The sequence below is a fragment of the Pseudomonas fluorescens genome (assembly GCF_030344995.1).
Lineage (GTDB): Bacteria > Pseudomonadota > Gammaproteobacteria > Pseudomonadales > Pseudomonadaceae > Aquipseudomonas > Aquipseudomonas fluorescens_BF.
On sequence record NZ_CP128260.1, the window covers coordinates 2,668,987 to 2,690,924 of the forward strand.

Annotated in this window: 24 protein-coding genes; 14 read left to right on the top strand and 10 right to left on the bottom strand. The window is 61.3% G+C overall.

Going from position 1 to position 21,938, the window contains the following annotated elements; translation table 11 throughout:
• Positions 1–26: 26 nt before the first annotated feature.
• From QR290_RS12080 to QR290_RS12095, 4 genes are all read left to right on the top strand, one after another.
• Positions 27–461, top strand: coding sequence for a rhodanese-like domain-containing protein (locus QR290_RS12080; protein WP_289205007.1), 435 nt, complete (start codon positions 27–29; stop codon positions 459–461).
• A gap of 254 nt (positions 462–715) precedes the next feature.
• A complete protein-coding gene (locus QR290_RS12085; RefSeq protein WP_289205008.1) occupies positions 716–1,495 on the top strand; it encodes an ABC transporter substrate-binding protein in 780 nt (259 codons plus the stop codon).
• A 128-nt stretch (positions 1,496–1,623) separates the two neighbouring features.
• Positions 1,624–2,736, top strand: a complete 1,113-nt coding sequence (locus QR290_RS12090) for a succinylglutamate desuccinylase/aspartoacylase family protein (protein WP_115077321.1) — start codon at positions 1,624–1,626, stop codon at positions 2,734–2,736.
• A 198-nt stretch (positions 2,737–2,934) separates the two neighbouring features.
• The gene (locus QR290_RS12095; RefSeq protein ID WP_115077322.1) at positions 2,935–3,651 is read left to right on the top strand and encodes an alpha/beta hydrolase; all 717 of its coding nucleotides are present in this window, start codon (positions 2,935–2,937) and stop codon (positions 3,649–3,651) included.
• A gap of 3 nt (positions 3,652–3,654) precedes the next feature.
• Here the strand turns inward: QR290_RS12095 and QR290_RS12100 are convergent, their stop codons facing one another.
• On the bottom strand, positions 3,655–4,221 hold the full coding sequence (locus tag QR290_RS12100; RefSeq protein WP_289205009.1) for a hypothetical protein: 567 nt from the start codon (positions 4,219–4,221) through the stop codon (positions 3,655–3,657).
• Between the two features lie 86 nt (positions 4,222–4,307).
• Complete coding sequence (locus QR290_RS12105) at positions 4,308–5,081, bottom strand: hypothetical protein (protein WP_289205010.1); 774 nt, start codon at positions 5,079–5,081, stop codon at positions 4,308–4,310.
• Positions 5,082–5,229: 148 nt separating this feature from the next.
• On the opposite strand from QR290_RS12105, the gene QR290_RS12110 reads away from it, so the two are divergent.
• Both QR290_RS12110 and QR290_RS12115 read left to right on the top strand, forming a co-directional pair.
• Positions 5,230–5,769, top strand: a complete 540-nt coding sequence (locus QR290_RS12110; protein WP_289205011.1) for a chalcone isomerase family protein — start codon at positions 5,230–5,232, stop codon at positions 5,767–5,769.
• Between the two features lie 76 nt (positions 5,770–5,845).
• Positions 5,846–7,165 carry an Nramp family divalent metal transporter gene (locus QR290_RS12115; RefSeq protein WP_115077326.1) on the top strand — a complete coding sequence of 440 codons (1,320 nt, stop codon included), beginning with the start codon at positions 5,846–5,848 and terminating at the stop codon, positions 7,163–7,165.
• Between the two features lie 115 nt (positions 7,166–7,280).
• On the opposite strand, the gene QR290_RS12120 is transcribed toward QR290_RS12115, so the two are convergent.
• The 3 genes from QR290_RS12120 to QR290_RS12130 are packed head-to-tail and all read right to left on the bottom strand — an operon-like array spanning position 7,281 to position 9,862.
• Positions 7,281–8,462: an acetyl-CoA C-acetyltransferase gene (locus tag QR290_RS12120; RefSeq protein ID WP_289205012.1), complete on the bottom strand. Its 1,182-nt coding sequence runs from the start codon at positions 8,460–8,462 to the stop codon at positions 7,281–7,283.
• Between the two features lie 11 nt (positions 8,463–8,473).
• Positions 8,474–9,139, bottom strand: a complete 666-nt coding sequence (locus QR290_RS12125) for a CoA transferase subunit B (protein WP_115077327.1) — start codon at positions 9,137–9,139, stop codon at positions 8,474–8,476.
• 24 nt (positions 9,140–9,163) lie between these two features.
• A complete protein-coding gene (locus QR290_RS12130; RefSeq protein WP_007956274.1) occupies positions 9,164–9,862 on the bottom strand; it encodes a CoA transferase subunit A in 699 nt (232 codons plus the stop codon).
• Positions 9,863–10,035: 173 nt separating this feature from the next.
• Between QR290_RS12130 and QR290_RS12135 the strand changes: the two genes are divergently transcribed.
• On the top strand, positions 10,036–10,914 hold the full coding sequence (locus QR290_RS12135; protein ID WP_289205013.1) for a LysR family transcriptional regulator: 879 nt from the start codon (positions 10,036–10,038) through the stop codon (positions 10,912–10,914).
• Here QR290_RS12135 and QR290_RS12140 read toward each other — a convergent pair.
• Both QR290_RS12140 and QR290_RS12145 read right to left on the bottom strand, forming a co-directional pair.
• Positions 10,898–11,746 (bottom strand): NAD-dependent protein deacetylase, encoded by an 849-nt coding sequence (locus QR290_RS12140; RefSeq protein WP_289205014.1) that lies wholly within the window; start codon positions 11,744–11,746, stop codon positions 10,898–10,900. The genes QR290_RS12135 and QR290_RS12140 overlap by 17 nt on opposite strands.
• 82 nt (positions 11,747–11,828) lie before the next feature.
• Entirely contained in the window at positions 11,829–12,875 is a 1,047-nt protein-coding gene (locus QR290_RS12145; RefSeq protein WP_115077330.1) for a class I SAM-dependent methyltransferase, read from the bottom strand.
• A 1,326-nt stretch (positions 12,876–14,201) separates the two neighbouring features.
• Here QR290_RS12145 and QR290_RS12150 point away from each other — a divergent pair.
• Positions 14,202–15,041 (top strand): HvfB family MNIO-type RiPP peptide maturase, encoded by an 840-nt coding sequence (locus QR290_RS12150; RefSeq protein ID WP_115077331.1) that lies wholly within the window; start codon positions 14,202–14,204, stop codon positions 15,039–15,041.
• Positions 15,034–15,783 carry an HvfC family RiPP maturation protein gene (locus QR290_RS12155; protein ID WP_115077332.1) on the top strand — a complete coding sequence of 250 codons (750 nt, stop codon included), beginning with the start codon at positions 15,034–15,036 and terminating at the stop codon, positions 15,781–15,783. Before QR290_RS12150 ends, QR290_RS12155 begins: the two co-directional genes overlap by 8 nt.
• Positions 15,784–15,842: 59 nt before the next feature.
• Here the strand turns inward: QR290_RS12155 and QR290_RS12160 are convergent, their stop codons facing one another.
• The gene (locus QR290_RS12160; RefSeq protein ID WP_115077333.1) at positions 15,843–17,150 is read right to left on the bottom strand and encodes an ATP-binding protein; all 1,308 of its coding nucleotides are present in this window, start codon (positions 17,148–17,150) and stop codon (positions 15,843–15,845) included.
• A complete protein-coding gene (locus QR290_RS12165) occupies positions 17,147–17,887 on the bottom strand; it encodes a response regulator (protein WP_085698671.1) in 741 nt (246 codons plus the stop codon). The genes QR290_RS12160 and QR290_RS12165 overlap by 4 nt, the downstream gene beginning before the upstream one ends.
• A 306-nt stretch (positions 17,888–18,193) precedes the next feature.
• Between QR290_RS12165 and QR290_RS12170 the strand changes: the two genes are divergently transcribed.
• From QR290_RS12170 to QR290_RS12180, 3 genes are all read left to right on the top strand, one after another.
• Positions 18,194–18,463: a DUF2790 domain-containing protein gene (locus QR290_RS12170; RefSeq protein WP_007956290.1), complete on the top strand. Its 270-nt coding sequence runs from the start codon at positions 18,194–18,196 to the stop codon at positions 18,461–18,463.
• Between the two features lie 29 nt (positions 18,464–18,492).
• Positions 18,493–18,789, top strand: coding sequence for a hypothetical protein (locus QR290_RS12175; RefSeq protein ID WP_115077334.1), 297 nt, complete (start codon positions 18,493–18,495; stop codon positions 18,787–18,789).
• Between the two features lie 77 nt (positions 18,790–18,866).
• Positions 18,867–20,081 carry a cytochrome c biogenesis protein DipZ gene (locus QR290_RS12180; protein WP_115077335.1) on the top strand — a complete coding sequence of 405 codons (1,215 nt, stop codon included), beginning with the start codon at positions 18,867–18,869 and terminating at the stop codon, positions 20,079–20,081.
• Between the two features lie 18 nt (positions 20,082–20,099).
• On the opposite strand, the gene QR290_RS12185 is transcribed toward QR290_RS12180, so the two are convergent.
• Complete coding sequence (locus tag QR290_RS12185; RefSeq protein ID WP_115077336.1) at positions 20,100–20,561, bottom strand: GNAT family N-acetyltransferase; 462 nt, start codon at positions 20,559–20,561, stop codon at positions 20,100–20,102.
• Positions 20,562–20,790: 229 nt separating this feature from the next.
• Between QR290_RS12185 and QR290_RS12190 the strand changes: the two genes are divergently transcribed.
• Together QR290_RS12190 and QR290_RS12195 are read left to right on the top strand one after the other, a co-directional pair.
• Entirely contained in the window at positions 20,791–21,063 is a 273-nt protein-coding gene (locus QR290_RS12190) for a DUF4242 domain-containing protein (RefSeq protein WP_115077337.1), read from the top strand.
• Between the two features lie 25 nt (positions 21,064–21,088).
• Positions 21,089–21,901, top strand: a complete 813-nt coding sequence (locus QR290_RS12195) for a class I SAM-dependent methyltransferase (protein ID WP_289205015.1) — start codon at positions 21,089–21,091, stop codon at positions 21,899–21,901.
• Positions 21,902–21,938: the final 37 nt, after the last annotated feature.

Here is a 21,938-nt window from a genome sequence, read left to right on the forward strand (position 1 = left end):
CCCCACAGACAAAGGAGTGATTCAACATGCCCAGCCTGGTTCGCGAAATTCCTGCCGCCCCTTCGGCCATTGCCCTGATGCATTTCAGCAATCGTCTGACATTCGAAACCGATTGTTCCGACGTCTTCAGCAGCCAACAGGCTGGCGAGATCGATTTTGTACTGGTCGATGTGCGCGGGCCGCTGGCCTTCGAGCGTGGGCATGTCCCGGGGGCGATCAATATTCCGGGGCGTTTGCTGACAGCGGAAGGGCTGGCGGACTACTCGAAAAACAGGCTTTTCGTGGTTTATTGCGCTGGCCCCCACTGCAATGGCGCCAACAAGGCTGCGGTGAAGCTGGCGGCGTTGGGTTATCCGGTCAAGGAGATGATCGGCGGGGTGACCGGCTGGCTGGATGAAGGCTTCCAGTTGAGTGTTTCGGCACCACGCGCCGCCACCGCGCCGATCGCTTGCGATTGCTGATAGCCAGAGGGTTGCCGCTTCGGCGGCAGCTTTTGTCGGCTTTGTCCTACAGGGCTTGCACCGCTCTGGCGCACACTTTTCCTACATGATGGCACTCGCCGATTTTCTGTAAGTATTTGTCGCTTAAACACAATTTGCCCTGTGCGCGCCGCCATAGACTGCCGGCCACTTCGGTCTCTTTGCGCTACACAGCCCAAGGCCGAACCTGACAATCGAAAGCTGCCAATAAAAGCCTCCGCACACGGGAGTAATAAATGAAAAAGCTGGTTATGTTCGGTGCCCTGGCACTGTCGATGTTGTCCCTGACCGCTGTGGCCGAAGACGCCAAACCGATCCGTATCGGTATCGAAGCCGGTTACCCGCCATTCTCGATGAAAACCCCTGACGGCAAACTGGCCGGTTTCGACGTGGACATCGGCAACGCGCTGTGTGAGCAGATGAAAGTCAAATGCACCTGGGTCGAGCAAGAGTTCGACGGCCTGATCCCGGCGCTGAAAGTGAAGAAGATCGACGCGATCCTGTCCTCGATGACCATCACTGACGACCGCAAGAAAAACGTCGATTTCACCATCAAGTACTACCACACCCCGGCGCGCTTCGTGATGAAGGCAGGCTCCGGCGTGAAAGACCCGCTGGTCGAGCTAAAAGGCAAGAAAGTCGGCGTGCTGCGTGCCAGTACCCACGACCGCTACGCCACCGAAGTGCTGGTACCGGCCGGGATCGAACTGGTGCGTTACGGCTCGCAGCAAGAAGCCAACCTGGACATGGTGTCCGGTCGTATCGACGCAATGCTGGCCGACTCGGTCAACCTGAGCGACGGCTTCCTGAAAACCGACGCCGGCAAAGGCTTCGAATTCGTCGGCCCGACCTACGAAGACGCCAAATACTTCGGCGGTGGCGCCGGTATCGCAGTGCGTAAAGGCGATACCGAGCTGGCGGAGAAATTCAACACCGCCATCAACGAAATCCGCGCCAACGGCAAGTACAAGCAAGTGCAGGACAAGTACTTCGACTTTGACGTGTACGGCCATTAATACGCCGTAGAAAAAAGTGGCCCCGTTCATGCGGTGGCCACTTTTTTTTCGCCCGTGATTTATCCTGTCAGCACATTTTCAATGCGGTCACTGCGTTGGCAGCGACCACAGAATTTCCGGAGTTCCCCATGCAACGCATCGATCATCTTCTGCCCTGGAGCCACTTGGGCAGCGAACGTTCCCTGAGCGTGTTCCGTTACGGCGCCGGCCCGCGCAAGGTTTACATCCAGGCCAGCCTGCACGCCGATGAACTGCCGGGTATGCGCACCGCGTGGGAACTGAAAAAGCGCCTGGCCGAACTGGAAAGCAACGGCCAGTTGCAAGGCGTGATCGAACTGGTGCCGGTGGCCAACCCGATCGGCCTCGATCAGCACCTGCAAGGCAGCCACATGGGCCGCTTTGAGCTGGGCAGCGGCAAGAACTTCAACCGCTCCTTCGTCGAACTCAGTGCGCCGGTGGCCGAGCGCATCGGGAGTCAGTTGGGCGGTGATGCCCAAGCCAACATTGCGTTGATCCGCCAGACCATGGGCCAAGTGCTCGATGAGTTGCCAGCCCCGGCCTCGCAACTGGAAGCGCTGCACCGTCTGTTGCTGCGCCACGCCTGTGAGGCCGACATCACCCTCGATCTGCATTGCGATTTCGACGCCGCGATTCATATTTACGCATTGCCGCAACACTGGCCGCAGTGGCAATCCCTCGCCGCACGCCTGAAGGCTGGCGTGGCGTTGTTGTGTGAAGATTCCGGCGGCAGTTCGTTCGATGAATCCTGCTCCTCGCCGTGGTTGCGCCTGGCCCGGGCCTTCCCGAACGCGGCGATTCCGCCGGCCAACCTCGCCACCACCCTGGAACTGGGCAGCATGGGCGACACCCGCGTCGATCAGGCTCAGGCCAATTGCGAGGCGATCCTGGGCTTTTTGGCCGAACAGGGCTTCATCAGCGGCGAATGGCCGAAAGCGCCGGACGAATGCTGCGAAGGCATGCCGTTCGAAGGCACCGAATACCTGTTCGCTCCGCACCACGGCGTGGTGAGTTTCCTGCGCAATGCCGGTGAGAGGGTTGAGCGCGGTGATGCGCTGTTCGAAGTGGTCGATCCGCTGAACGACCGCGTGACCACCGTGCGCGCCGGCACCAGCGGCGTGTTGTTCGCCATCGACCGTGGGCGTTACACCCAGCCAGGCATCTGGCAGGCAAAAGTGGCGGGGCGCGAGCCGATTCGAGTCGGGAAGCTGATCAACGACTGAAGGATCTTCGCTGAATTTAATGGCCTCTTCGCGGGCAAGCCCGCTCCCACAATTGATCGCATGCGACTGCACCGTCACTGTGGGAGCTGCGGTTCGACGTTTCGACTTGCCCGCGATGGCGATGTCAGCGGCACCGCAATAGCTGGACAGACAGTGTTAGGCTCTGCCCCGAACCCTGCACTGTGTGAAGGAAGGCTTATGTTGAAGGTGTTTGCGCTGTTGACGCTGCTCGCGTCCACTGCCGTTCAGGCTCAGACCTCGCTGCAAAACGATCTGCCGCTCAACTACCTGGCCCAGGTGCACCCGGACGCAGAACCGCGTCCGCTGGTGATTTTCCTGCACGGCTATGGCAGCAACGAAGCAGACTTGATCGGTATGAAATTTCAGCTGCCCAAGCAGTACAACTACCTGTCGGTGCAGGCACCGATGGCGTTGGGGGAAGGGCGTTTCCAGTGGTTTCGCAAGAAAGGCGAAGGGGCCTACAACGGCGAGACTGATGATCTGAAGGCCAGCAGCCAGAAACTGCGGGCCTTTATCGCCGCTGCGGCGCAGAAATATCACGCGCAACCGGAGAAGGTGTACCTGATCGGTTTCAGCCAGGGCGCGATGATGACCTACGAGGTCGGGCTGCGGCAGCCGGCGGCGGTGGGTGGCATCGCGGCATTGAGCGGGCGGGTGTTGCCGGTGCTCAAGAGCGAACTGAAGTCAGAGCAACAGCATCCGCCGCTGGAAATCTTCATCGGCCATGGCACGGCGGATGACCGTGTGCCTTACAGCGGTGGTACCGAGGCCGATGCGTTGTTGCAGAAGCTGTCGTACAAACCGCAATTTCATGCCTATCCCGGCGTCGGCCACAGCATCAGCGCGGCCGAACTGCGAGATCTGAACGACTGGTTGCAGCAACTCAATCCCTGAAAATCACTTTTCCTTGAGGATGGTTTTCACCAGCGCCTCGTGACCGCTCTTGTCGCTGGCCCGGGAAATCACCTGGACCAGCGCCATGCGCGTGCCGGAACCGGCCAGCAACGTGGTGTTGAGGGTCTGGCCGCCGCCCTGGGTGGCGGTGCTGTCTACCTGACGCAAGCCCAGGCCATTACCTTTCTGGGTCAGGCTCTTTTCGCTGAGTTTGTTGAAGTCCGGCATCGCCTTGCGCTGGGCGTCGATGAAATCGGAGACGGTGCCGTCGAGGAACGCACTGTCGTTGTCCTTGACGTTGTTGCCTTCGGGAATCTGGTTTTCGGCGGTAATAACCACAGTCTTGGTGGCATCGTTGGTGTACATCATGCCCTTGGCGCCGGTCGGGCCAGCTGGCAGCGGGTCGCCGACAAAGCCTTTGGGCAGGACAAAACTGAATTTGCCGTCGAGCATCGAGACTTTCTCGGTGACAGCCTTTTCTTTGGCCTTGGCTGCCTGAGCATTGATGGCGCCGAAACCGGCCACCGCCGCCAACAACAGGACGACGGCTTTCTTGCTAAGCAATGACATTCGAATCTCCGAGGGATGGTCGCGCTTGGGCGGCGATCATCCCATGGAGCGTGCCCGGCACTCCAGAGCGGTTTGTCCGGTCGGGGTCAGTTCGGCGACGGTGCCGGCGCGGGTTTGGCCAGCAACTGCCGGGTGACGCCCAGCATCGCTACCGAAACGGCCACGGCCACCACGAAACCGCTGAAGCCCAGGCTTGGAACCGTCAGCGCCAACACCAGACAAAACGCCGAAAACGAATACATCCCCGTCGCCGTCGCCCGCAACAACGCAGCGGTAAACGCCGGACCACGGGTCTGCTGGGAAAACACCGCCATCACGCTGCCGAGCACCGGGAACACCGCGAGCAAACCGCTCCAGCGCTCGCCGACGGTGCTGGCCAGCATCGTCACAACCAGCGTCAACGCCGCCCCGGCGATCATCCGCCAGACCAGTTTGTCCGACTTCGGCGCCGGGCCGCTGACCACCGGCTGCACCTTGGGAAACAGGTACGGCGCAGCAAGAAGGGCAGTCGCGGCGGCGGCGACCGAGAACGGCAGAGAGGCAGGGATCAGCGAAAGAATCAGCGCCAGCACGGCCCAGACCGATAAGGAAACCACCAATGCCAGCGGCCAGTTCGCCCGCTGCGCCACCTGCGCATAAGTGACGCAAAACGCGATCATCGCAAACATGGCCGACAGCGCCGCGACCGCCGATTGCGCGGCAAACGCCGGACCTTGCTCGATGGCAAGAAAAAACAGAATCGGTCCGACCACCACCGGCAATCCAGACAGCCACCCGGCAACGCTGGGGCCCCATCGCTTGCCCGCGAGGGAAATCAGCAGCAAAAAACCGGGAATCAGCAGCAGTTTGAGGATCAGCACGCAGGTGTCTCCGTGGGGTTCAATGAGGGCCACGTTAGCATTGTCGTTCGCGGATTGCTGCATATGCATGCAAAACATGTATACAAAATGACGAGCGCAATAGCGGACTATGCTCTGAGTATCAGGGTTTACCGGAGTCGATGCCGCGATGAGCAGTACACCGAAGGTGTTGCGTGGATGCTGCGGGATCGGCTTGTGGGCCTTGTTGCTGACACCCACCTGGGCCAGTTGGCAGGACGCGGTGCCGGGCGCGCAGATCATCGGCACCGGCGATTTCAGCGTGTTCGGTTTCGACGTCTACAACGCCCGCTTGTGGAGCGCGGCGCGACCGCTGGCCGAGGGTCAACCGTTTGCCCTTGAGCTGATCTACCGACGCTCCATTTCTCGCGACGATCTGGTGAAGGCCAGCGTCGATGAGATCAGGCGTCTGGCCGGTGCGTCCCTCAGCCCGGTGCAACTGGCCGTATGGCAAACCCAGATGCAGCAATCGTTCGTCGACGTCCAGGCTGGCACGCGGATCACCGGGGTGTATCTGCCGGGGCAGGGCGCGCGGTTCTTTGTCGGCCAACAGTTGCAGCATGAAATCGATGATCCGCAGTTTGCCCGGGCGTTTTTCGACATCTGGCTCGACCCGCGCACGCGCAGCCCCGAATTGCGCCAGCAATTGCTTGGCAATGCGAAACCCTGAGCACAGCACATCTGCTCTTGGGCATGCCGACTGAAACGTCTAAGCTGCGTCTTTCGACTTGTTTCTGGATGTGTGCGTGAAATTCAGCTTGCCCAAAATCGCCACGGCGCCGTTCTGCCCGCCGGAGGTGGCCGGCAGTGTCCCGGTCGATCCCAATGCCTCGTTCTTCAAACGCGTGCTGCGTTTTGCCGGCCCCGGTTTGTTGGTGTCGATCGGCTACATGGATCCGGGCAACTGGGCCACCGCCATCGAGGCCGGTTCGCGCTTCGGTTACAGCCTGTTGTTTGTGGTGCTGCTGGCGAGTCTGGCGGGCATGGTCGTGCAATGTCTGTGTTCGCGGCTGGGCATCGCCACCGGGCGCGACCTGGCGCAGCTGTCGCGCGAGCGCTACAGCACTCCGACGGCGCGGCTGCAATGGGTGCTGGCGGAAATCTCGATCATCGCGACCGACCTGGCAGAAGTGCTCGGCTGCGCGCTGGCGTTTCACTTGCTGCTGGGGTGTTCGCTGACATTCGGCATCGCCCTGACCGCATTCGATACGCTGCTGGTATTGGCCCTGCAAAACCGTGGTTTCCGCCGCCTGGAAGCGATCATGCTGGTGCTGGTGGGCACCATCGGCGCGTGTTTCTTCGTAGAGCTGCTGCTGATCAAACCTTACTGGCCGGACGTTGCCCTGGGCTTCAAACCGTCACTGTCGGCGATCAGCGATGCGGCGCCGTTGTACCTGGCCATCGGCATCCTCGGCGCCACCGTCATGCCGCACAACCTGTACCTGCACACCTCAATCGTGCAGACGCGACTGATCGGCAAGGATCTGGCCAGCAAGCAGGACGCGGTGAAACTGGCGCGCATCGACACCATCGGTTCGCTGGCGCTGGCGTTGCTGGTCAACGCGGCGATCCTGATTCTCGCGGCGGCAGCCTTTCATCAGTCCGGGCACACCGACGTCGTCGACATCCAGGACGCCTATCATTTGCTTGACCCGTTGGTGGGCGGCGCGCTGGCCAGTGTGCTGTTCGGCGTGGCGCTGCTGGCCTCGGGGCAGAGTTCGACCTTCACCGGCACCATCGCCGGGCAAGTGATCATGGAGGGCTATCTGAACCTGCGCATCCCATGCTGGCAGCGGCGCCTGATTACCCGTGGGCTGGCGCTGATCCCGGCGTTCATCGGCGTGTGGCTGATGGGCGACGGCGCGGTGGGCAAGTTGTTGGTGCTGAGCCAGGTGGTGTTGAGCCTGCAATTGCCGTTTGCGCTGTATCCGCTGATTCGCATGACCAACGACAAACAGCTGATGGGGCCGTTTGTGAACCGGTTGCCGACCAAGGTTCTCGCGTGGGGACTGTTTGTGATCATCAGCGGGGCGAATGCCTGGCTGATTCTGCAGTTGGCTGCCTGATCGTTCAGGGCTCAAACAAAAAAATACCCGGTGCGACGTGAGTCGTACCGGGTTTTGTTGCCAACGGACAGTGGATGTCGTGGATCCGCCGCCCGCTGTTGAACCTCTTTTGCGCTTAAGCGCGTTCCAGCGCCAGGGCCACGCCTTGACCGCCGCCGATGCACAGGGTCGCCAGACCCTTTTTCGCATCACGCTTGATCATTTCGTGCAGCAGGGTCACCAGCACACGGCAGCCCGACGCACCGATCGGGTGACCGAGGGCGATGGCGCCGCCGTTGACGTTGACCTTGTCCAGATCCCATTGCAGATCCTGGGCTACCGCCAGCGATTGTGCGGCGAAGGCTTCGTTGGCTTCGATCAGGTCGAGCTGGCCGATGCTCCAGCCAGCCTTGTCCAGGCAGCGGCGAGTGGCGGAAACCGGGCCGATGCCCATGATCGCCGGGTCGACGCCCGCGTTGGCGTAGGCGGCGATTTTCGCCAGCACTGGCAGGCCCAAGGCTTTGGCTTTTTCGGCGCTCATCAGGATCACGGCGGCGGCGCCATCGTTCAGCGACGAAGCGTTGCCGGCGGTGACGCTGCCGTCCTTTTTGAAGGCCGGACGCAGTTTGGCCAGGGATTCGGCAGTAGTGTCGCCGCGTGGCTGCTCGTCAACCTTGAACGCCACCGGATCGCCTTTGCGCTGCGGGATCAGGATCGGGGTGATTTCATCGACAAAACGACCGGCCTCGATGGCCGCGGCGGCTTTCTGTTGCGACGCGGCAGCGAAGGCGTCCTGCTGCTCGCGGCTGATCTCGTATTTCTCGACCAGGTTCTCGGCGGTGATGCCCATGTGGTAATCGTTGAACGCATCCCACAGACCATCACTGATCATGGTGTCGACGATTTGTGCGTGCCCCATGCGCAGACCGGTACGTGCGCCCGGCATGACGTAGTTGGCCAGGCTCATGTTTTCCTGGCCGCCGGCGATGATCACGTCCGCGTCGCCGCAACGGATCGCCTGGGCGCCGAGGTGCAGGGCCTTGAGGCCCGAGCCGCAAACCTTGTTCAAGGTCATGGCCGGTACGGCGTGGGGCAGGCCGGCCTTGATCGCCGACTGGCGCGCCGGGTTCTGGCCGGCGCCGGCGGTCAGCACCTGGCCCATGATCACTTCATCGACCTGGGCACCGTCCAGACCGGTCTGCTCAAGCAACTGGCGGATGACCGCTGCGCCCAGATCCACGGCGGAGACGGTGGCCAGCGAACCCTGGAAACTGCCGATCGCGGTACGCGTGGCGGCAACAATGACGACGTCTTGCATTTTCGAATTCCTCACTCGGCAGCGAACTGCATTTCCGGTACGTGATCCGGGACGATCAGTTTACCAGCGGTTTTGGCGACGATTTCCTCGACGCTGACGCCAGGTGCGCGTTCCTTGAGGACAAAAGCGCCATTTTCGATTTCCAGGTAGGCGAGGTCAGTCAGCACGCGCTTGATGCAACCGGCGCCGGTCAGCGGCAGGCTGCACTGGCTCAGCAGCTTGGACTCACCGTCCTTGGACGCGTGGGTCATGATCACGATGATGTTGTCGGCGCCGGCCACCAGGTCCATCGCGCCGCCCATGCCCTTGACCAGTTTGCCGGGGATCATCCACGAGGCGATGTTGCCTTGTACGTCGACTTCGAAGGCGCCGAGCACGGTCAGGTCGACGTGGCCGCCGCGGATCATTGCGAAGGATTCGGCAGAGCTGAAGATCGAAGCGCCGATGCGCGCGGTCACGGTCTGCTTGCCGGCATTGATCATGTCGGCGTCGATGGTTTCTTCAGTCGGGAAAGGGCCCATGCCGAGCAAGCCGTTTTCCGATTGCAGCATGACTTCCATGCCTTCGGGGATGTAGTTGGCGACCAGGGTCGGAATGCCGATGCCGAGGTTCACGTAGTAGCCGTCCTGCATTTCGCGGGCGACGCGTTGAGCCATTTGTTCGCGGGTAAGTGCCATGTTCTTGTTCTCCGTCAGCCTGGATTATTTGCGGATGGTGCGTTGTTCGATGCGTTTTTCGAACGTGCCGCAAATGACCCGGTCGACGTAGATGCCGGGCGTGTGGATGTGTGCCGGATCCAGTTCGCCGGGTTCGACGATTTCTTCGACTTCGACGACGGTGATCTTGCCGGCGGTGGCGGCCAGCGGGTTGAAGTTCTGGGCGGTGTGGCGGTAGATGACGTTGCCGAAGTGGTCGGCTTTCCAGCCTTTGACGATGGCGAAGTCGCCGGTGATGGATTCTTCCATCAGGTACTTGCGACCGTGGAATTCACGCACTTCCTTGCCTTCGGCGACCGGGGTACCGACGCCGGTAGCCGTGAAGAACGCCGGAATGCCGGCACCGCCTGCGCGCATTTTTTCGGCGAGGGTGCCTTGCGGGGTCAGGACGACTTCGATGTCGCCTTTGAGCAGTTGCTCTTCGAACAGTTTGTTTTCGCCGACGTAGGAGGCGACCACCTTGCTGATCTGGCGGTCGGTCAGCAGCACGCCGAGGCCGAAGCCATCGACGCCGCAGTTGTTGGAAACGACGGTGAGGTCGCGGGTGCCCTTGCGTTTGATCTCGGCGATCAGGTTTTCCGGAATGCCGCACAGGCCGAAGCCGCCGGCGATCACGGTCATGCCGTCTTCAAGACCTGCCATGGCTTCCTCGTAGGAATACACGCGCTTGTCGAAACCTGCCATATGCACCTCTTTTATTGTTTGTCGGGCGGCTGGCTAGCCGAATGACTGGAGTGTCGCGCTGAAGGATATATTTGTTAAGTTGATTTTTAAGGTTGATTGATTGATAAAGCTCATTAAATGTCCGACGTGGCTGGCGGGCGGATATTCAGCTTAGCCCTTCAAGTGAAACGACCATGACCATCAAGCAAATCCGCGCCTTTCTCGCCGTGGCCCAAAGCCTGAGCTTTGCCGTGGCCTGCGAGCGCCTGCACCTGTCGCAATCGGCGCTGAGCCTGACCATCAAGGCGCTGGAAGAAGGCCTGGGCGGGCGCCTGTTCAGCCGCAACACGCGCAACGTCGCGCTGACCCCGGAAGGCGAATCGCTGCTGCCTCTGGCCCGGCGCCTGATCGCCGACTGGGACAATGCCGAAGACGAAATGCGCCAGCGCTTCAGCCTCCAGCGCGGGCGAGTGACACTGGCGGCGATGCCGTCATTTGCCGGCAACCTGCTGCCGCCGATCCTCAAAACCTTCCGCGCGCGTTATCCGAATGTCAACGTCACGGTCAACGACGTGATCAACGAGCAAGTGCTGGAAATGGTTCGTGATCGTCAGGTTGAACTTGGCGTGGCGTTCGAGCCGATGCAGAACACCTCTTTGACCTTCACGCCGCTTTACCGGGATCGCTTCGTCGCCGTGGTGCCGCAGGATTCGCCACTGGCGAACCGTAGCGACATTGATTGGCAGACCTTGCTGCAGGAACCGTTCATCACCCTGCAACGACCTTCCACGGTGCGGGTGATGCTGGAGGAGCACTTGCAGGCCCGAGGGATGAAACTGCCGGTGGAGTTTGAAAGCCATCAATTGGCGACGGTCGGTCGGATGGTGGCAAGCGGGCTGGGCGTCAGTGCGGTGCCGGCGTTGTGTGCCGGACAGATGCGAGAACTGGGGGCGCGGTGTCTGACGTTGCATGAGCCGGTGGTGGAGAGGGCGATTGGCGTGTTGACGGATCCGGGGAATGAACTGTCGGCGGCGGCGCAGGCGCTTTTTGACATTCTCAGGGCTGAGCATTGAGACGTTGTGCCAGTAGCGGCAGCAACTGTTCGCACGATCCCTCAATCTTCAAATCCAGCAACTCGTCCGCCCGCGTCTTCCCCAGATTGATCGCGATCAGCGGCTTGCCCCGATCCGCAATCACCCGGCACAGGCGAAACGCCGAATACGCCATCAACGACGAACCAACCACCAACATCCCGGCGGCATTTTCCGCCAGCGCCATGGCCCGCGCTGCTGTCGGCTGCGCTACGTTCTCACCAAAAAACACCACGTCCGGCTTCATCCGTTCGCCTGCGCAATGCGGGCAGTGCGGCACCTGAAATCGCGCCTCGAAGGCTGGGTCGAGCAGGGTGTCGCCATCCGGTGCCTGCACGGCATCGACGCCGGCCAGATACGGATTCTGCGTTTCCATCAATTGCTGAATCGAATCCCGCTCGCTGCGCTGGCCGCAATCCAGGCACAACACCCGATGCAGGCTGCCGTGCAGTTCAATGACATCGTGACTGCCAGCCTGATCGTGCAGGGTGTCGACGTTCTGGGTAATCAGGCCGCCGATCCGGCCGTGGCTTTGCAGACTGGCCAGCGCCTCATGGGCGACGTTCGGCCGTGCCTGGCGCACGCGCGGCCAGCCGAGCATGGCCCGCGCCCAGTAGCGGCGGCGCGATTCCGGGGCGGCGAGGAATTCCTGGTACATCATCGGCTGCCGGCCACGGCGTACACCGTCGGTGTCGCGGTAGTCCGGGATGCCCGACGGCGTGCTGATCCCGGCGCCGGTCAGCACAATGAAGTCGCCGTCGGCCATGACCTGTTGCAGATAGTCGAGCGGGTCGGGAAGGGGACGGTCGAGCATGATCAGCGCTCCGCAGGCGAAAAGTGCCTTGCAGGTTAGCACCGACGGACGCTTCTTTTCAGAGGCGTCCGCTGCCCGATGCTTACTTGCGCGCCTCCAGAATCAGGTTGAACGGCGTCTGCGTCGCCCGTCGAAAGTGTTTGAAGCCGGCTTCGGTAAACACTTTGCGCAAGCGCAACTCGCCAGCCTGCGCACCGAGGCCGAGTCCCACTTCCTGGGACAGCGAGTTCGGCGTGCAGATGAAGGTCGATGCCGCATAGAACAGCCGTCCGACCGGATTGATATTGTCATCCAGCGTATCGTTGGCAAAAGGCTCGACCAACAACACCGTACCATCGTCTTTCAGGCAATCGTAGGCATGCCGCGCCGCGCCGACCGGATCGCCCATGTCGTGCAGGCAGTCGAAATAGCAGATCAGGTCATAGTCGTCGCCGGGATAGCTTTTTGCTGTGCCCTGAAAGAACCGCGCGCGACTGCTGACGCCGCCTTCTTCGGCCCGCTGGGTGGCGACGGTGATCGAGGGCGCGTGATAGTCGAAGCCAACGAACCGCGAGTTGGGATACGCCTGGGCCATGATCACCGTGGACGCTCCGTGCCCACAGCCCACATCGGCGACTTTGGCGCCTGCTTCGAGTTTGGCCACCACACCGTCGAGCGCCGGTAGCCATTCGGCGATCAGATGCCCCTTGTAGCCTGGACGGAAGAATCGTTCGGTGCCGGTGAACATGCACGGATGGTGATCGCCCCAGGGCAGGGCGCCGTTGCCGCGCATGGCTTTGACCAGTTTGTCCTTGTCATGGAAAAACGACGCCACCACACCAAGCCCGCCGGCCACGTACACCGGCGAATCTTCCTTGGCCAGGGCCATCGCCTGTTCTTCGGGCAGACGGAATTTGCCGTCGTGGTGTTCCATATAGCCGGACGCCGCGTGGGCGCTTAGCCATTCGCGCACCAGTCGCGGATTGCAGGTGGTTTTTGCTGCGAGGGATTCAGGGCTGATCGGCTGACTGTCGGCCATTGCCCGATACAGGCCGAGTTCTTCGCCGACAATGACATTGGCCAGCATCGCCGCGCCGCCCATGTCGTTGACCAGTTTGCCCATGAATTCGTTGAGTCTGGCCTCGTCCATTTCATGTGCTCCTTTGACAGGATCACAGTCCGGTGGCGTTGGGGGTCGAGGCATTCACCACCGGGCGGTGGTCGTGGAAACGGGCAGGGCGTCACGGCTGTCCTGCGTCCCCCTCGACTGGGTAATGATTGAGTCTAGCCGCTGTTGGCGCCGGTGGGAGCGGGCTGGGTGGATTTCGAGGCTGTAAATCTTTGTGTATCGCGACGGTGTGCTCTCCCACTTCAGCGTGGGCTCCCGAATTTTCCGCCGACGGTTCCTGTCCGATGCGAAAACGATGCGACTCAGGACGATTTAGCTAAGAGGCCAAGACAAAGCGCCGGCCCATGTCCGCCAGGAGCAAATGGCGGGCGAAAAAAAACCGCCTTGCGGGGCGGTTTTTTAGCAAGCCTCAGATTGCGGCTGAGGCTTAGTGCGTCTCACCGGAAGCACTGGCGTGGAGGCCATGTTATTGAGCTTTTCCTACCCTTGCAACGTAATTTTTTACCCACCATCAGTAGGTGTATTAGAGATCCTGAGCAGTGTTTTCAGTCCCTTGTGTTGGAGAGCTATGCTGACAGAAATAACGGTTTACAAAATGCGCGCTACTTTCATTTGAGAATCGCCGAGCCGAGACTCACCACCTGCGATTCTGGGTTAGTATGCTCGCGCTCACACCCTGGTGCAGCGGTAGGGTTTGGCTGGTGGCCTAACGGTTTCACGCCCTCCGACACGGTTTTGCATCCGTGCCGGAATGATGATTCGGAGGGATTTCAACCGGCCGCCTTACCGGAAGTACTGGCGTGTTCTTCCGAAGGTACGCGTGATCCGGTAAGTGCGCTGGAGGTTTGGCCCCTAACCTTGGAAGCCAAAACGTATGAAGCTTTTGTTGCGTACGTTGAGCCTCGTATGGAGATTGTTGAAAGCGTTTCGCTTTTACGAGTTCCTGCGAGACCATTTTGACGACCTGAAATAACGGTCATTGATGTGGGGAAAAGCCCGCGTCAGTTTCGGCTGATGCGGGTTTTTTTTGCCTGGTTAATCTGTCATAAATGATAATTCAAGCAGCTGGTTCTCGTGCGGGCGTAGGACATTTCGTTGGCGTCTGTAAGTGTCATCCGTAAGCTCTGGATATACAGGGTTGTATGTACAGTTTTTGAATTGGTTTAAACCGATGAACTCGCCGTTCACGAAGAAGGCAGCGAGTCTGTATCCCATTGTGTACAGGCTCACCACTGATACAAAACCTGCCACTTCCTGCGCATTGCCCACACAGCCGCGATACACCCGCCGGTTTAACTGAGCCTGTCAGTCGCCACGCCCGGCGGCTCCTCAGCAGAGACTTTGCCCATGCAGATTCCCCACCCCACCTTGCAGGCCAGCGTCGGGCTCGGCCTGCGTCGCGGTCTGATGAAAGACCTGCAAGCCGCTCGCACCGGCGATTTCGATTTTCTTGAAGTCGCCCCGGAAAACTGGATCGGCGTCGGCGGTGCCCATGGCGCCGCGTTGCGCGAGCTGGCCGAGCGATATCCGTTGTCTTGCCACGGGCTGTCGTTGTCGCTCGGTGGTTCGGCGCCGCTGGATGTCGGTTTCCTGGGGGAAGTGCGGGCCTTTCTCGATCATCACAAAGTGCCGCTGTACAGCGAACATCTGAGCTATTGCAGCGACGACGGTCATCTCTACGACTTGCTGCCGTTGCCGTTCACCGAAGAGGCGGTGCACCACGTCGCCGCACGGATCCGCCAGGCCCAGGACATTCTCGGCCGACGCCTGGCGGTGGAAAACGTTTCCTACTACGCCGCGCCCCGGCAGGACATGGACGAAGTGACCTTCACCAACGCCGTGCTGCGCGAGGCCGATTGCGACCTGCTGCTGGACGTCAACAACGTCTACGTCAACTCGATCAACCACGGTTTCGATCCGCAGACATTTCTGGCCGCCATCGAGCCGGGCCGAGTGGTCGGCATGCACGTGGCCGGGCATTTCGACGAGTCCGACACGCTGAAAATCGACACCCACGGCGCCTCGGTCAAACCGGTGGTCTGGTCGTTGCTGGCCGACGCCTATGGCCGATTTGGCGCGCAGCCGACGCTGTTGGAGCGGGATTTCAATTTTCCGGCATTTTCTGAACTGGTGGCCGAGTTGCAAACCATCCGCCGCCTGCAAACGGAAGGAGGCCCGCGTGGATAATCTTCTGCTGCAACAACAGGCCCTGACTCGCTACCTGCGCGATCCGGAACATGAAGCACCGCCCGCCGACATGAACGCGGCGCGGGTCAATGTCTATCGCGATCTGGTGTTCAATAACGTCTCGCAACTGCTGGGCAGCACGTTTCCAGTGCTGATCCGGATCATCGGTCAGGAACGCTGGCGCACGTTGATCCGCGGCTTCCTGCGGGATTACCGCGCGAAGACGCCGAAATTCGGTGAGATCGCCGAGGAGTTCGTCGGTTACCTCGCCTCGGAGCCTGCGGTGTTGAGCGCGGGCGAGTGGCCGGCGTTTCTGGTGGAGCTGGCGCATTACGAGTGGGTGGAAATGGTGTTGCAGCAGTCCGATGCCGAACCTTTGCCTGCGAGCGATCCGGCGCAGTTGTTGGAGAAACCGTTGCAGGTTTCGGCACTGGCCTGGCCGTTGGCGTACACCTGGCCGGTGCAAATCCTCAGCCCTGACCATCAACCGTCTACACCACCGGCCCAGCCAACCTTGTTGCTGGTACGGCGTGCGTTGGATTTCAGTGTGAAGTTTTCCGAGCTGAGCCCGCTGGCGTGGCGGTTGTTGCAGCGCATTGGCGAGTTCCCTGCGCTGAACGGTCGTGAACAACTGGAAGGGCTGGCGATGGAGGCGGGTTTGCCGGTAACGGCATCGTTCATGGACAGTGGTTTGGCGTTGTTGCAGCAGATGCATGAGGACGGAGTGATCGGCATCAACTGATCTCACCGACAACAAAAAGCCCTGTGAGAGCATTGGCTCCCACAGGGCTTTTTGTTGGTTCAGGCCTGTAGCGGCAGTTTTAGCTCCGCACACAATCCGCCACCGTCGCGATTGCTCAGCGTCAGCGAACCACCCAGCGCCATCGCCAGTTGTTGGGCAATCGCCAGCCCCAGTCCGGTGCCGCCGGTGCTGCGGTTGCGCGAGTTTTCCACGCGGTAGAACGGCTCCATCACCTGGGCCAGTTCTTCTTCGGCGATGCCCGGGCCGCGATCCATGACCTTGATCGACAGGCCGGCCTTGTCGCGCTGAATCAGCAACTCGGCTGCGCCGGCGAACTTCAGCGCGTTGTCGGTCAGGTTGACCAGCACCCGGCGCAAGGCGTGGGGGCGGGTGTCGATGACCGCCTCACTCTTGCCGCTCAACTGCACTTCCTTGCCCATGTCCTGATAGTCGAACACCAGGCTGTCGAGGAACGAATCCAGGTTGGTGCGGCGGCTTTCTTCGGTCGAACCGTGGATGCTGCGGGCGTAGGCCACGCCTTCGCGCACCAGATGTTCCATCTCGCCGAGGTCGTTCCACAGTTTGTCTTTCTCGGCCGAATCGTCCATGAACTCCGCCCGCAGTTTCATGCGGGTGATCGGGGTTTGCAGATCGTGGGAGATCGCCGCCAGCAGTTGCATGCGCTCCTTCAGATAAGCGGCGATGCGCGCCTGCATCGAGTTGAAGGCGCGGGCGGCGTAGGCCACTTCGTTCGGGCCTTTTTCGTCGAGGTTGATCGGGTGGGCGTTGGGGTCGAGAGTTTCCACTGCGTTGGCGAGGCGGGTGAGGGGACGGATGGCGATGCGCACCGCCAGCCAGGTGCAGGCGAGCATCAGCGCCAGTTGCCCGAGCAACACCACCGGCAACCACGGCGACAGCGGAACCATCGACGGACGTACATCGATGGTCACCGGGCTACCGTCGCTCAGGCGCAGGTGGCCCTGAAAATGTTTTTTCGGGCCGGGAATGTCGGTGAAAGTCAGCGGGTACGCTTCGCCGATCGCATCGGTGATCGAGGTCACCGCAATCGGCACTTCACCCGGACCGATCGGCGTGCCCGGTTCGCCTTCGCTCAGCAGGTAACCGTAGTTGTTGCGGGCCAGGCGCTTGAGCCACATCGGGCGCTCTTCGGCGGGCAGGCGGTCGAGGATGGCAATCGAGGTCGAGACGTCGGTTTCGAGGTTGCCGAGCATGGTGTTCTTCGCGCTTTCGTAGCGCTCGTAATATTGCGCGCCGAACGACAGCGCCTGAGCGAGGATCAGGCCGATCAGGAAAATCAGCGACAACCGGGAGGCAAGGGTGCGCGGCCAGCGCAGGGCGACATTCATGCGGGGGCTCCGAGGACTTCGACCGGCAGCGAGAACACGTAGCCCTCGCTGCGCACGGTCTTGATGTAGGCCGGTTCGCGGGCGTCATCCAGCAGGCGCTGGCGCAGACGGCTGACCAGCAGATCGATGGATCGGTCGAACAGATCGGCATCGCGGCCCTGAGTCAGGTTGAGCAATTGATCGCGGCTCAGCACACGTTGCGGATGGTCGAGGAACACCCGCAGCAAACGGTATTCCGCGCCACTGAGCGCGACCATGGTGCCGTCGGTGTCCAGCAGATGCCGGGCCGAGGTGTCGAGCTGCCAGCGACCGAATGCCAACAGCCGACCACTTTCAGTCACCACCAGATTCGGCGGCAGCATCCGTGTGCGGCGTAGCACGGCATTGATTCGCGCCAGCAGCTCGCGGGCGGCGAAGGGTTTGGTCAGGTAGTCGTCGGCGCCCATTTCCAGACCAAGGATGCGGTCGGTTTCATCATTGCGCGCGGTGAGCATCAGGATCGGCGTGGCCTTGTGTTTGCCCGAGCGCAGTTCGCGGCACAGCAGCAGGCCATCGTCGCCGGGCATCATGATGTCGAGCACGATCAGGTCGACGGTGTTGGCTTCCAGAAAGCTGCGCATCTGTCGGCCATCGGCAACCACTGTGGTGCGCAGGCCGTTCTTCTTAAGGTAGTTGCCGACCAGTTCGCGAATCTCGCGGTCGTCGTCGACGATCAGGATGTGATCGACATGTTCCATGGGGCCAAACCTCAATCAAAGGGGATTGCCGGGCAGTCTATCGAGCCTGCGCGAGGCCGCCTGCCTGCCTTTGTATTGCAGTGTATCCAGCGCTGTGACGGATACACGCCGACGCAAAAAGCGGATTTTTACAGGGTTTTGTATCGCTGTGTATCCCGGGCGCGCGCGGATACGTAGCGATTTATACACGGCATTTGCCGACACATGCGCGATACCTCGCGAGCTTTAAATGAGCTCCATCGAGGCACACACAGAACGCCTCGGCCCAATCAACGATTCAACCATTGAAGCCCCGAGGAAAACGCCATGAACACCAAGACCAAATCGATCGCCGCCGCTTGCCTGTTTGCCGCTTTGAACATCTGCACCCTGTCGGCCCGCGCCGAAGCCGATGTCACCCCGCAAACCTACTCCTACGGCAGCCACTTGGACATCCAGAAAGTCGTGTCGCTGAAACAGGACAACTCGATGACCTGCGGCATCGTCGACGCCCGCCTGACCTACCTCGACTCTGCCGGCAAGACCCAGGTGCTCGACTACCGCAAATTCGCCGACGGCTGCAACGAAGACAACTGATTACCCACCTCTATAAAAGGAACATCGCCATGAACAACGTATCTCGCTATCTGACCGCTGTTGCCTTCTCCCTCGCCGGCGTTGCGGCCCACGCCAACGCGGCTGTCGAACAGAACGCCTGTGGCAGCAGCACCTGCTTTCAACTGGCCCCGGTGGCCAAACCGGGCAGCGACGGCCTGATCGCCGCCGACGGTTCCAGCCGCACACCGCAGGGGCAGATGGTCGCCGCCGACGGTTCCAGCCATACGCCGCAAGGTCAGATGGTGGCTGAAAACGGTGCCAGCCGCACGCCGCAAAGCCAATGGCTGGACAGCCAGACGGCTTGAGGATTGAAGGGGGCTGCCCTTAACGGGCGGCCCCCGATCCAGCCGACAGACCACCCTTCATTCAAAAGGTGAACCTCATGTTTCTCATCGCTTTCCTGGGCGGTCTGTTGACTGTCCTCAGTCCGTGCATCCTGCCGGTGGTGCCGTTTCTGTTTGCCGGTGCCGACCGCACTCGTTCTTCGATACTGCTGACCCTCGGCGGCATGGCCCTGACCTTTGCCCTGATTTCCAGTCTGGCGGTGGTCAGCAGCGAGTGGGTAATCCAGGCCAGCAACACCGGTCGCCATATCGCGCTGGCAGTGATGGTGCTGTTTGCGCTGTCGCTGATTTCCGCGCGCATCGGTGACTGGCTGGCCCGGCCCTTCGTGCTGCTGGGCAATCGCCTCGACCCGGACAGCCGGAAAAAGGCCGGCCCGATGGCGTCGATCATGATCGGCGTGGCTACCGGTTTGTTGTGGGCGCCGTGCGCCGGGCCGATCCTCGGCGTGATCCTCACCGGCGCCATGCTGCAAGGCGCCAACGCCCAGACCAGCCTGTTGCTGCTGGCCTACGGCGCGGGCAGTGCGCTGTCGCTGGGGACGCTGATCTTCGCCGGTCGCGGCCTGGTCAATCGGTTGAAACCGTCGATTCCTTTCACCGGCTGGTTCCGTCGCGGTGCGGGTGTCGCGGTGCTGGCGACGGCGGCAGTGATCGCCACCGGTGCCGACAACCTGCTGCTGGCCAACACCTCATCCCAAGGCGTGGCGTCGGTCGAGAAAAGCGTGCTGGAAAACGTGCCGAAGGTGGTGGACTACTTCGTCAGCAAAGTCCGTGCGGACTCGACCGAAGACGAGGCCGGCAAAGGCGCGATGCCGTCGCTGTCCGGTGCGGTGCAATGGCTGAACTCGCCGGAACTGACGGCGCAATCCCTGCGCGGCAAAGTGGTGCTGGTGGATTTCTGGACCTACGACTGCATCAACTGCCAGCACACCCTGCCGTACGTGAAAGAGTGGGAGAAAAAGTACGGCAAGGACGGCCTGGTGGTGATCGGCGTGCACACTCCGGAATACGGCTACGAGCGGATCATCGACAACGTCAAGGATCAGGTGCAGAAGCTCGGCATCACCTACCCGGTGGCCATCGACAACAACTACGCGATCTGGCGCAACTTCGATAACCAGTACTGGCCGGCGCATTACCTGGTCGACGCCAAGGGGCAGGTGCGTTACACCCACTTCGGCGAAGGCAGTTACCAGGCGCAGGAGCAGATGATTCAGCAACTGCTCAAAGAGGCCAAGGCGCCAGCTGCTTAAACCGCAAAACTCAATGGCTCACAGGTCGCGCACCATGAGCCATTGTTCGTTGCCCCAGGCGTGAAAACGCTCCAGCACCGTCCAGCCGCGTTTGGCGTAATAGTCCTGTTTGCTTTGGGTGTGCAGGTAGAAACGCGGCAGGCCTCGGTGTTTCGCTTCTTCAGCGATTCCCTCTATCAGCCTTTCTGCCAGACCCTGGCCGCGTGACTCAGGGCTGACCAGCACACAGGCCAGCCACGGCCCCAGATCCGGTCGAAGGGCAAGGTCCGCCCGGGCCAGTGCAGCGCCGCCCAGCAGTCGATCTCCGTCCAGCGCAATCAGGCAACGCCAGTCGCCATTGGTCTGGCCCTCGGCAAATTCGCGCTGCCATTCGGCCAGTGGCTGCTCGGCATATTCGTAATGAAACTGTCGGTGGATCCACGCCGCGTAAGTGTCGCTGTGCTGCATGTGATCGGCGAGCCATTCGAAGCGCAAGGACATGATCGAATTCCGTTCCGGGGGAGGGCTTGCATAAGAGCCGATCAGCCGGCGCGTTGGCAACCCCCGACAGTGTTTCGGGGCCTTTACAGAATCCCGCCATTCATCGGCCAGCGCCCGGTTTTACGGGCTCTCCGGACGATTGGCAGGGACGCCGCACAGCGCCCGCGCGATAGTGGGCGAGCAGGGCCGCCAATGGCTCTGACACCCATAAAAAGAAAGCGAGGTTGCCATGCCGAAATTCGTGATTGAACGCGAGATTCCAGGAGCCGGAAAGCTATCGGAGCAAGAACTCAAGGCCGTATCGCAAACGTCCTGCAACGTACTGCGAGAACTCGGGCCGGAGGTGCAGTGGCTGCAGAGTTATGTGACGGCCGACAAGATCTATTGCGTGTACATCTCACCCAACGAAGAGCTGGTGCGTGAACACGCCAAGCGTGGGGGATTTCCGGCCAACAGCGTGTCCCGGGTGACGAGCATCATCGACCCGACGACCGCCGATTGACCCCTCTGCCGTGGAGCTCCCATTCATGAGTACCCCCATTGATCTCACTGCCCTGAAGGAACGCCAGAAAGTCGCCTGGGCCAGTGGCGACTATGCTGTGATCGGCACCACCTTGCAGATCGTCGGCGAAACCCTCGCCGAGGCCTGCGACCTGCGCTGCGATGAAGAAGTGCTGGACGTCGCTGCCGGCAACGGCAATGCCACGCTGGCGGCGGCGCGCCGTGGTTGTCTGGTGACGTCCACCGACTATGTCGCGGCGTTGCTGGAACGCGGCCAGGACCGGGCGCGCGCCGAGCATCTGGACGTGACCTTTCAGGTCGCCGACGCCGAAGCGCTGCCGTTTGCCGATTCCAGTTTCGACGCGGTGCTGTCGACCTTCGGCGTGATGTTCGCCCCGGATCAGGCCAAAGCGGCCAAGGAACTGGCGCGAGTCTGTCGCCGTGGCGGACGGATCGGCCTGGCCAACTGGACGCCCGAAGGCTTCGTCGGCCAGATGTTCAAGACCCTCGGCCGGCATCTGCCACCGCCACCCGTTGCGCAACCGCCCTCGAACTGGGGCGCGGAAGCCTGGCTGCATTCGCACTTCGACGATCGCCAGTTCCAGGTGCAGGTGACTCGCCGCCACTTCAACTTCCGCTATCGCTCGGCGGCGCATTTCATTGATGTGTTTCGCCACTGGTACGGCCCGGTGCACAAGGCGTTCGCGGCCTTGCCGCCGGAGAGCGGGCAGGCGCTGGAAGGGGATTTGACGCAACTGATCGACGGGCTGAACCGGGCGGGGGCGGAATCGATGGTGCTGCCGAGTGAGTATCTGGAGGTGGTGATTACCAAACGCTGAAACCATTGTGGGAGCGAGCCGGCTCGCTCCCACAGGT

What these genes read in the sequence shown, in the direction of transcription:
- QR290_RS12080 (WP_289205007.1), top strand. Translation starts at nt 27, where the DNA reads ATGCCCAGCCTGGTTCGCGAAATTCCTGCCGCCCCTTCGGCCATTGCC.
- QR290_RS12085 (WP_289205008.1), top strand. Translation starts at nt 716, where the DNA reads ATGAAAAAGCTGGTTATGTTCGGTGCCCTGGCACTGTCGATGTTGTCC.
- QR290_RS12090 (WP_115077321.1), top strand. Translation starts at nt 1,624, where the DNA reads ATGCAACGCATCGATCATCTTCTGCCCTGGAGCCACTTGGGCAGCGAA.
- QR290_RS12095 (WP_115077322.1), top strand. Translation starts at nt 2,935, where the DNA reads ATGTTGAAGGTGTTTGCGCTGTTGACGCTGCTCGCGTCCACTGCCGTT.
- QR290_RS12100 (WP_289205009.1), bottom strand. Translation starts at nt 4,221, where the DNA reads ATGTCATTGCTTAGCAAGAAAGCCGTCGTCCTGTTGTTGGCGGCGGTG.
- QR290_RS12110 (WP_289205011.1), top strand. Translation starts at nt 5,230, where the DNA reads ATGAGCAGTACACCGAAGGTGTTGCGTGGATGCTGCGGGATCGGCTTG.
- QR290_RS12120 (WP_289205012.1), bottom strand. Translation starts at nt 8,462, where the DNA reads ATGCAAGACGTCGTCATTGTTGCCGCCACGCGTACCGCGATCGGCAGT.
- QR290_RS12125 (WP_115077327.1), bottom strand. Translation starts at nt 9,139, where the DNA reads ATGGCACTTACCCGCGAACAAATGGCTCAACGCGTCGCCCGCGAAATG.
- QR290_RS12130 (WP_007956274.1), bottom strand. Translation starts at nt 9,862, where the DNA reads ATGGCAGGTTTCGACAAGCGCGTGTATTCCTACGAGGAAGCCATGGCA.
- QR290_RS12135 (WP_289205013.1), top strand. Translation starts at nt 10,036, where the DNA reads ATGACCATCAAGCAAATCCGCGCCTTTCTCGCCGTGGCCCAAAGCCTG.
- QR290_RS12140 (WP_289205014.1), bottom strand. Translation starts at nt 11,746, where the DNA reads ATGCTCGACCGTCCCCTTCCCGACCCGCTCGACTATCTGCAACAGGTC.
- QR290_RS12145 (WP_115077330.1), bottom strand. Translation starts at nt 12,875, where the DNA reads ATGGACGAGGCCAGACTCAACGAATTCATGGGCAAACTGGTCAACGAC.
- QR290_RS12150 (WP_115077331.1), top strand. Translation starts at nt 14,202, where the DNA reads ATGCAGATTCCCCACCCCACCTTGCAGGCCAGCGTCGGGCTCGGCCTG.
- QR290_RS12160 (WP_115077333.1), bottom strand. Translation starts at nt 17,150, where the DNA reads ATGAATGTCGCCCTGCGCTGGCCGCGCACCCTTGCCTCCCGGTTGTCG.
- QR290_RS12165 (WP_085698671.1), bottom strand. Translation starts at nt 17,887, where the DNA reads ATGGAACATGTCGATCACATCCTGATCGTCGACGACGACCGCGAGATT.
- QR290_RS12170 (WP_007956290.1), top strand. Translation starts at nt 18,194, where the DNA reads ATGAACACCAAGACCAAATCGATCGCCGCCGCTTGCCTGTTTGCCGCT.
- QR290_RS12175 (WP_115077334.1), top strand. Translation starts at nt 18,493, where the DNA reads ATGAACAACGTATCTCGCTATCTGACCGCTGTTGCCTTCTCCCTCGCC.
- QR290_RS12180 (WP_115077335.1), top strand. Translation starts at nt 18,867, where the DNA reads ATGTTTCTCATCGCTTTCCTGGGCGGTCTGTTGACTGTCCTCAGTCCG.
- QR290_RS12185 (WP_115077336.1), bottom strand. Translation starts at nt 20,561, where the DNA reads ATGTCCTTGCGCTTCGAATGGCTCGCCGATCACATGCAGCACAGCGAC.
- QR290_RS12190 (WP_115077337.1), top strand. Translation starts at nt 20,791, where the DNA reads ATGCCGAAATTCGTGATTGAACGCGAGATTCCAGGAGCCGGAAAGCTA.
- QR290_RS12195 (WP_289205015.1), top strand. Translation starts at nt 21,089, where the DNA reads ATGAGTACCCCCATTGATCTCACTGCCCTGAAGGAACGCCAGAAAGTC.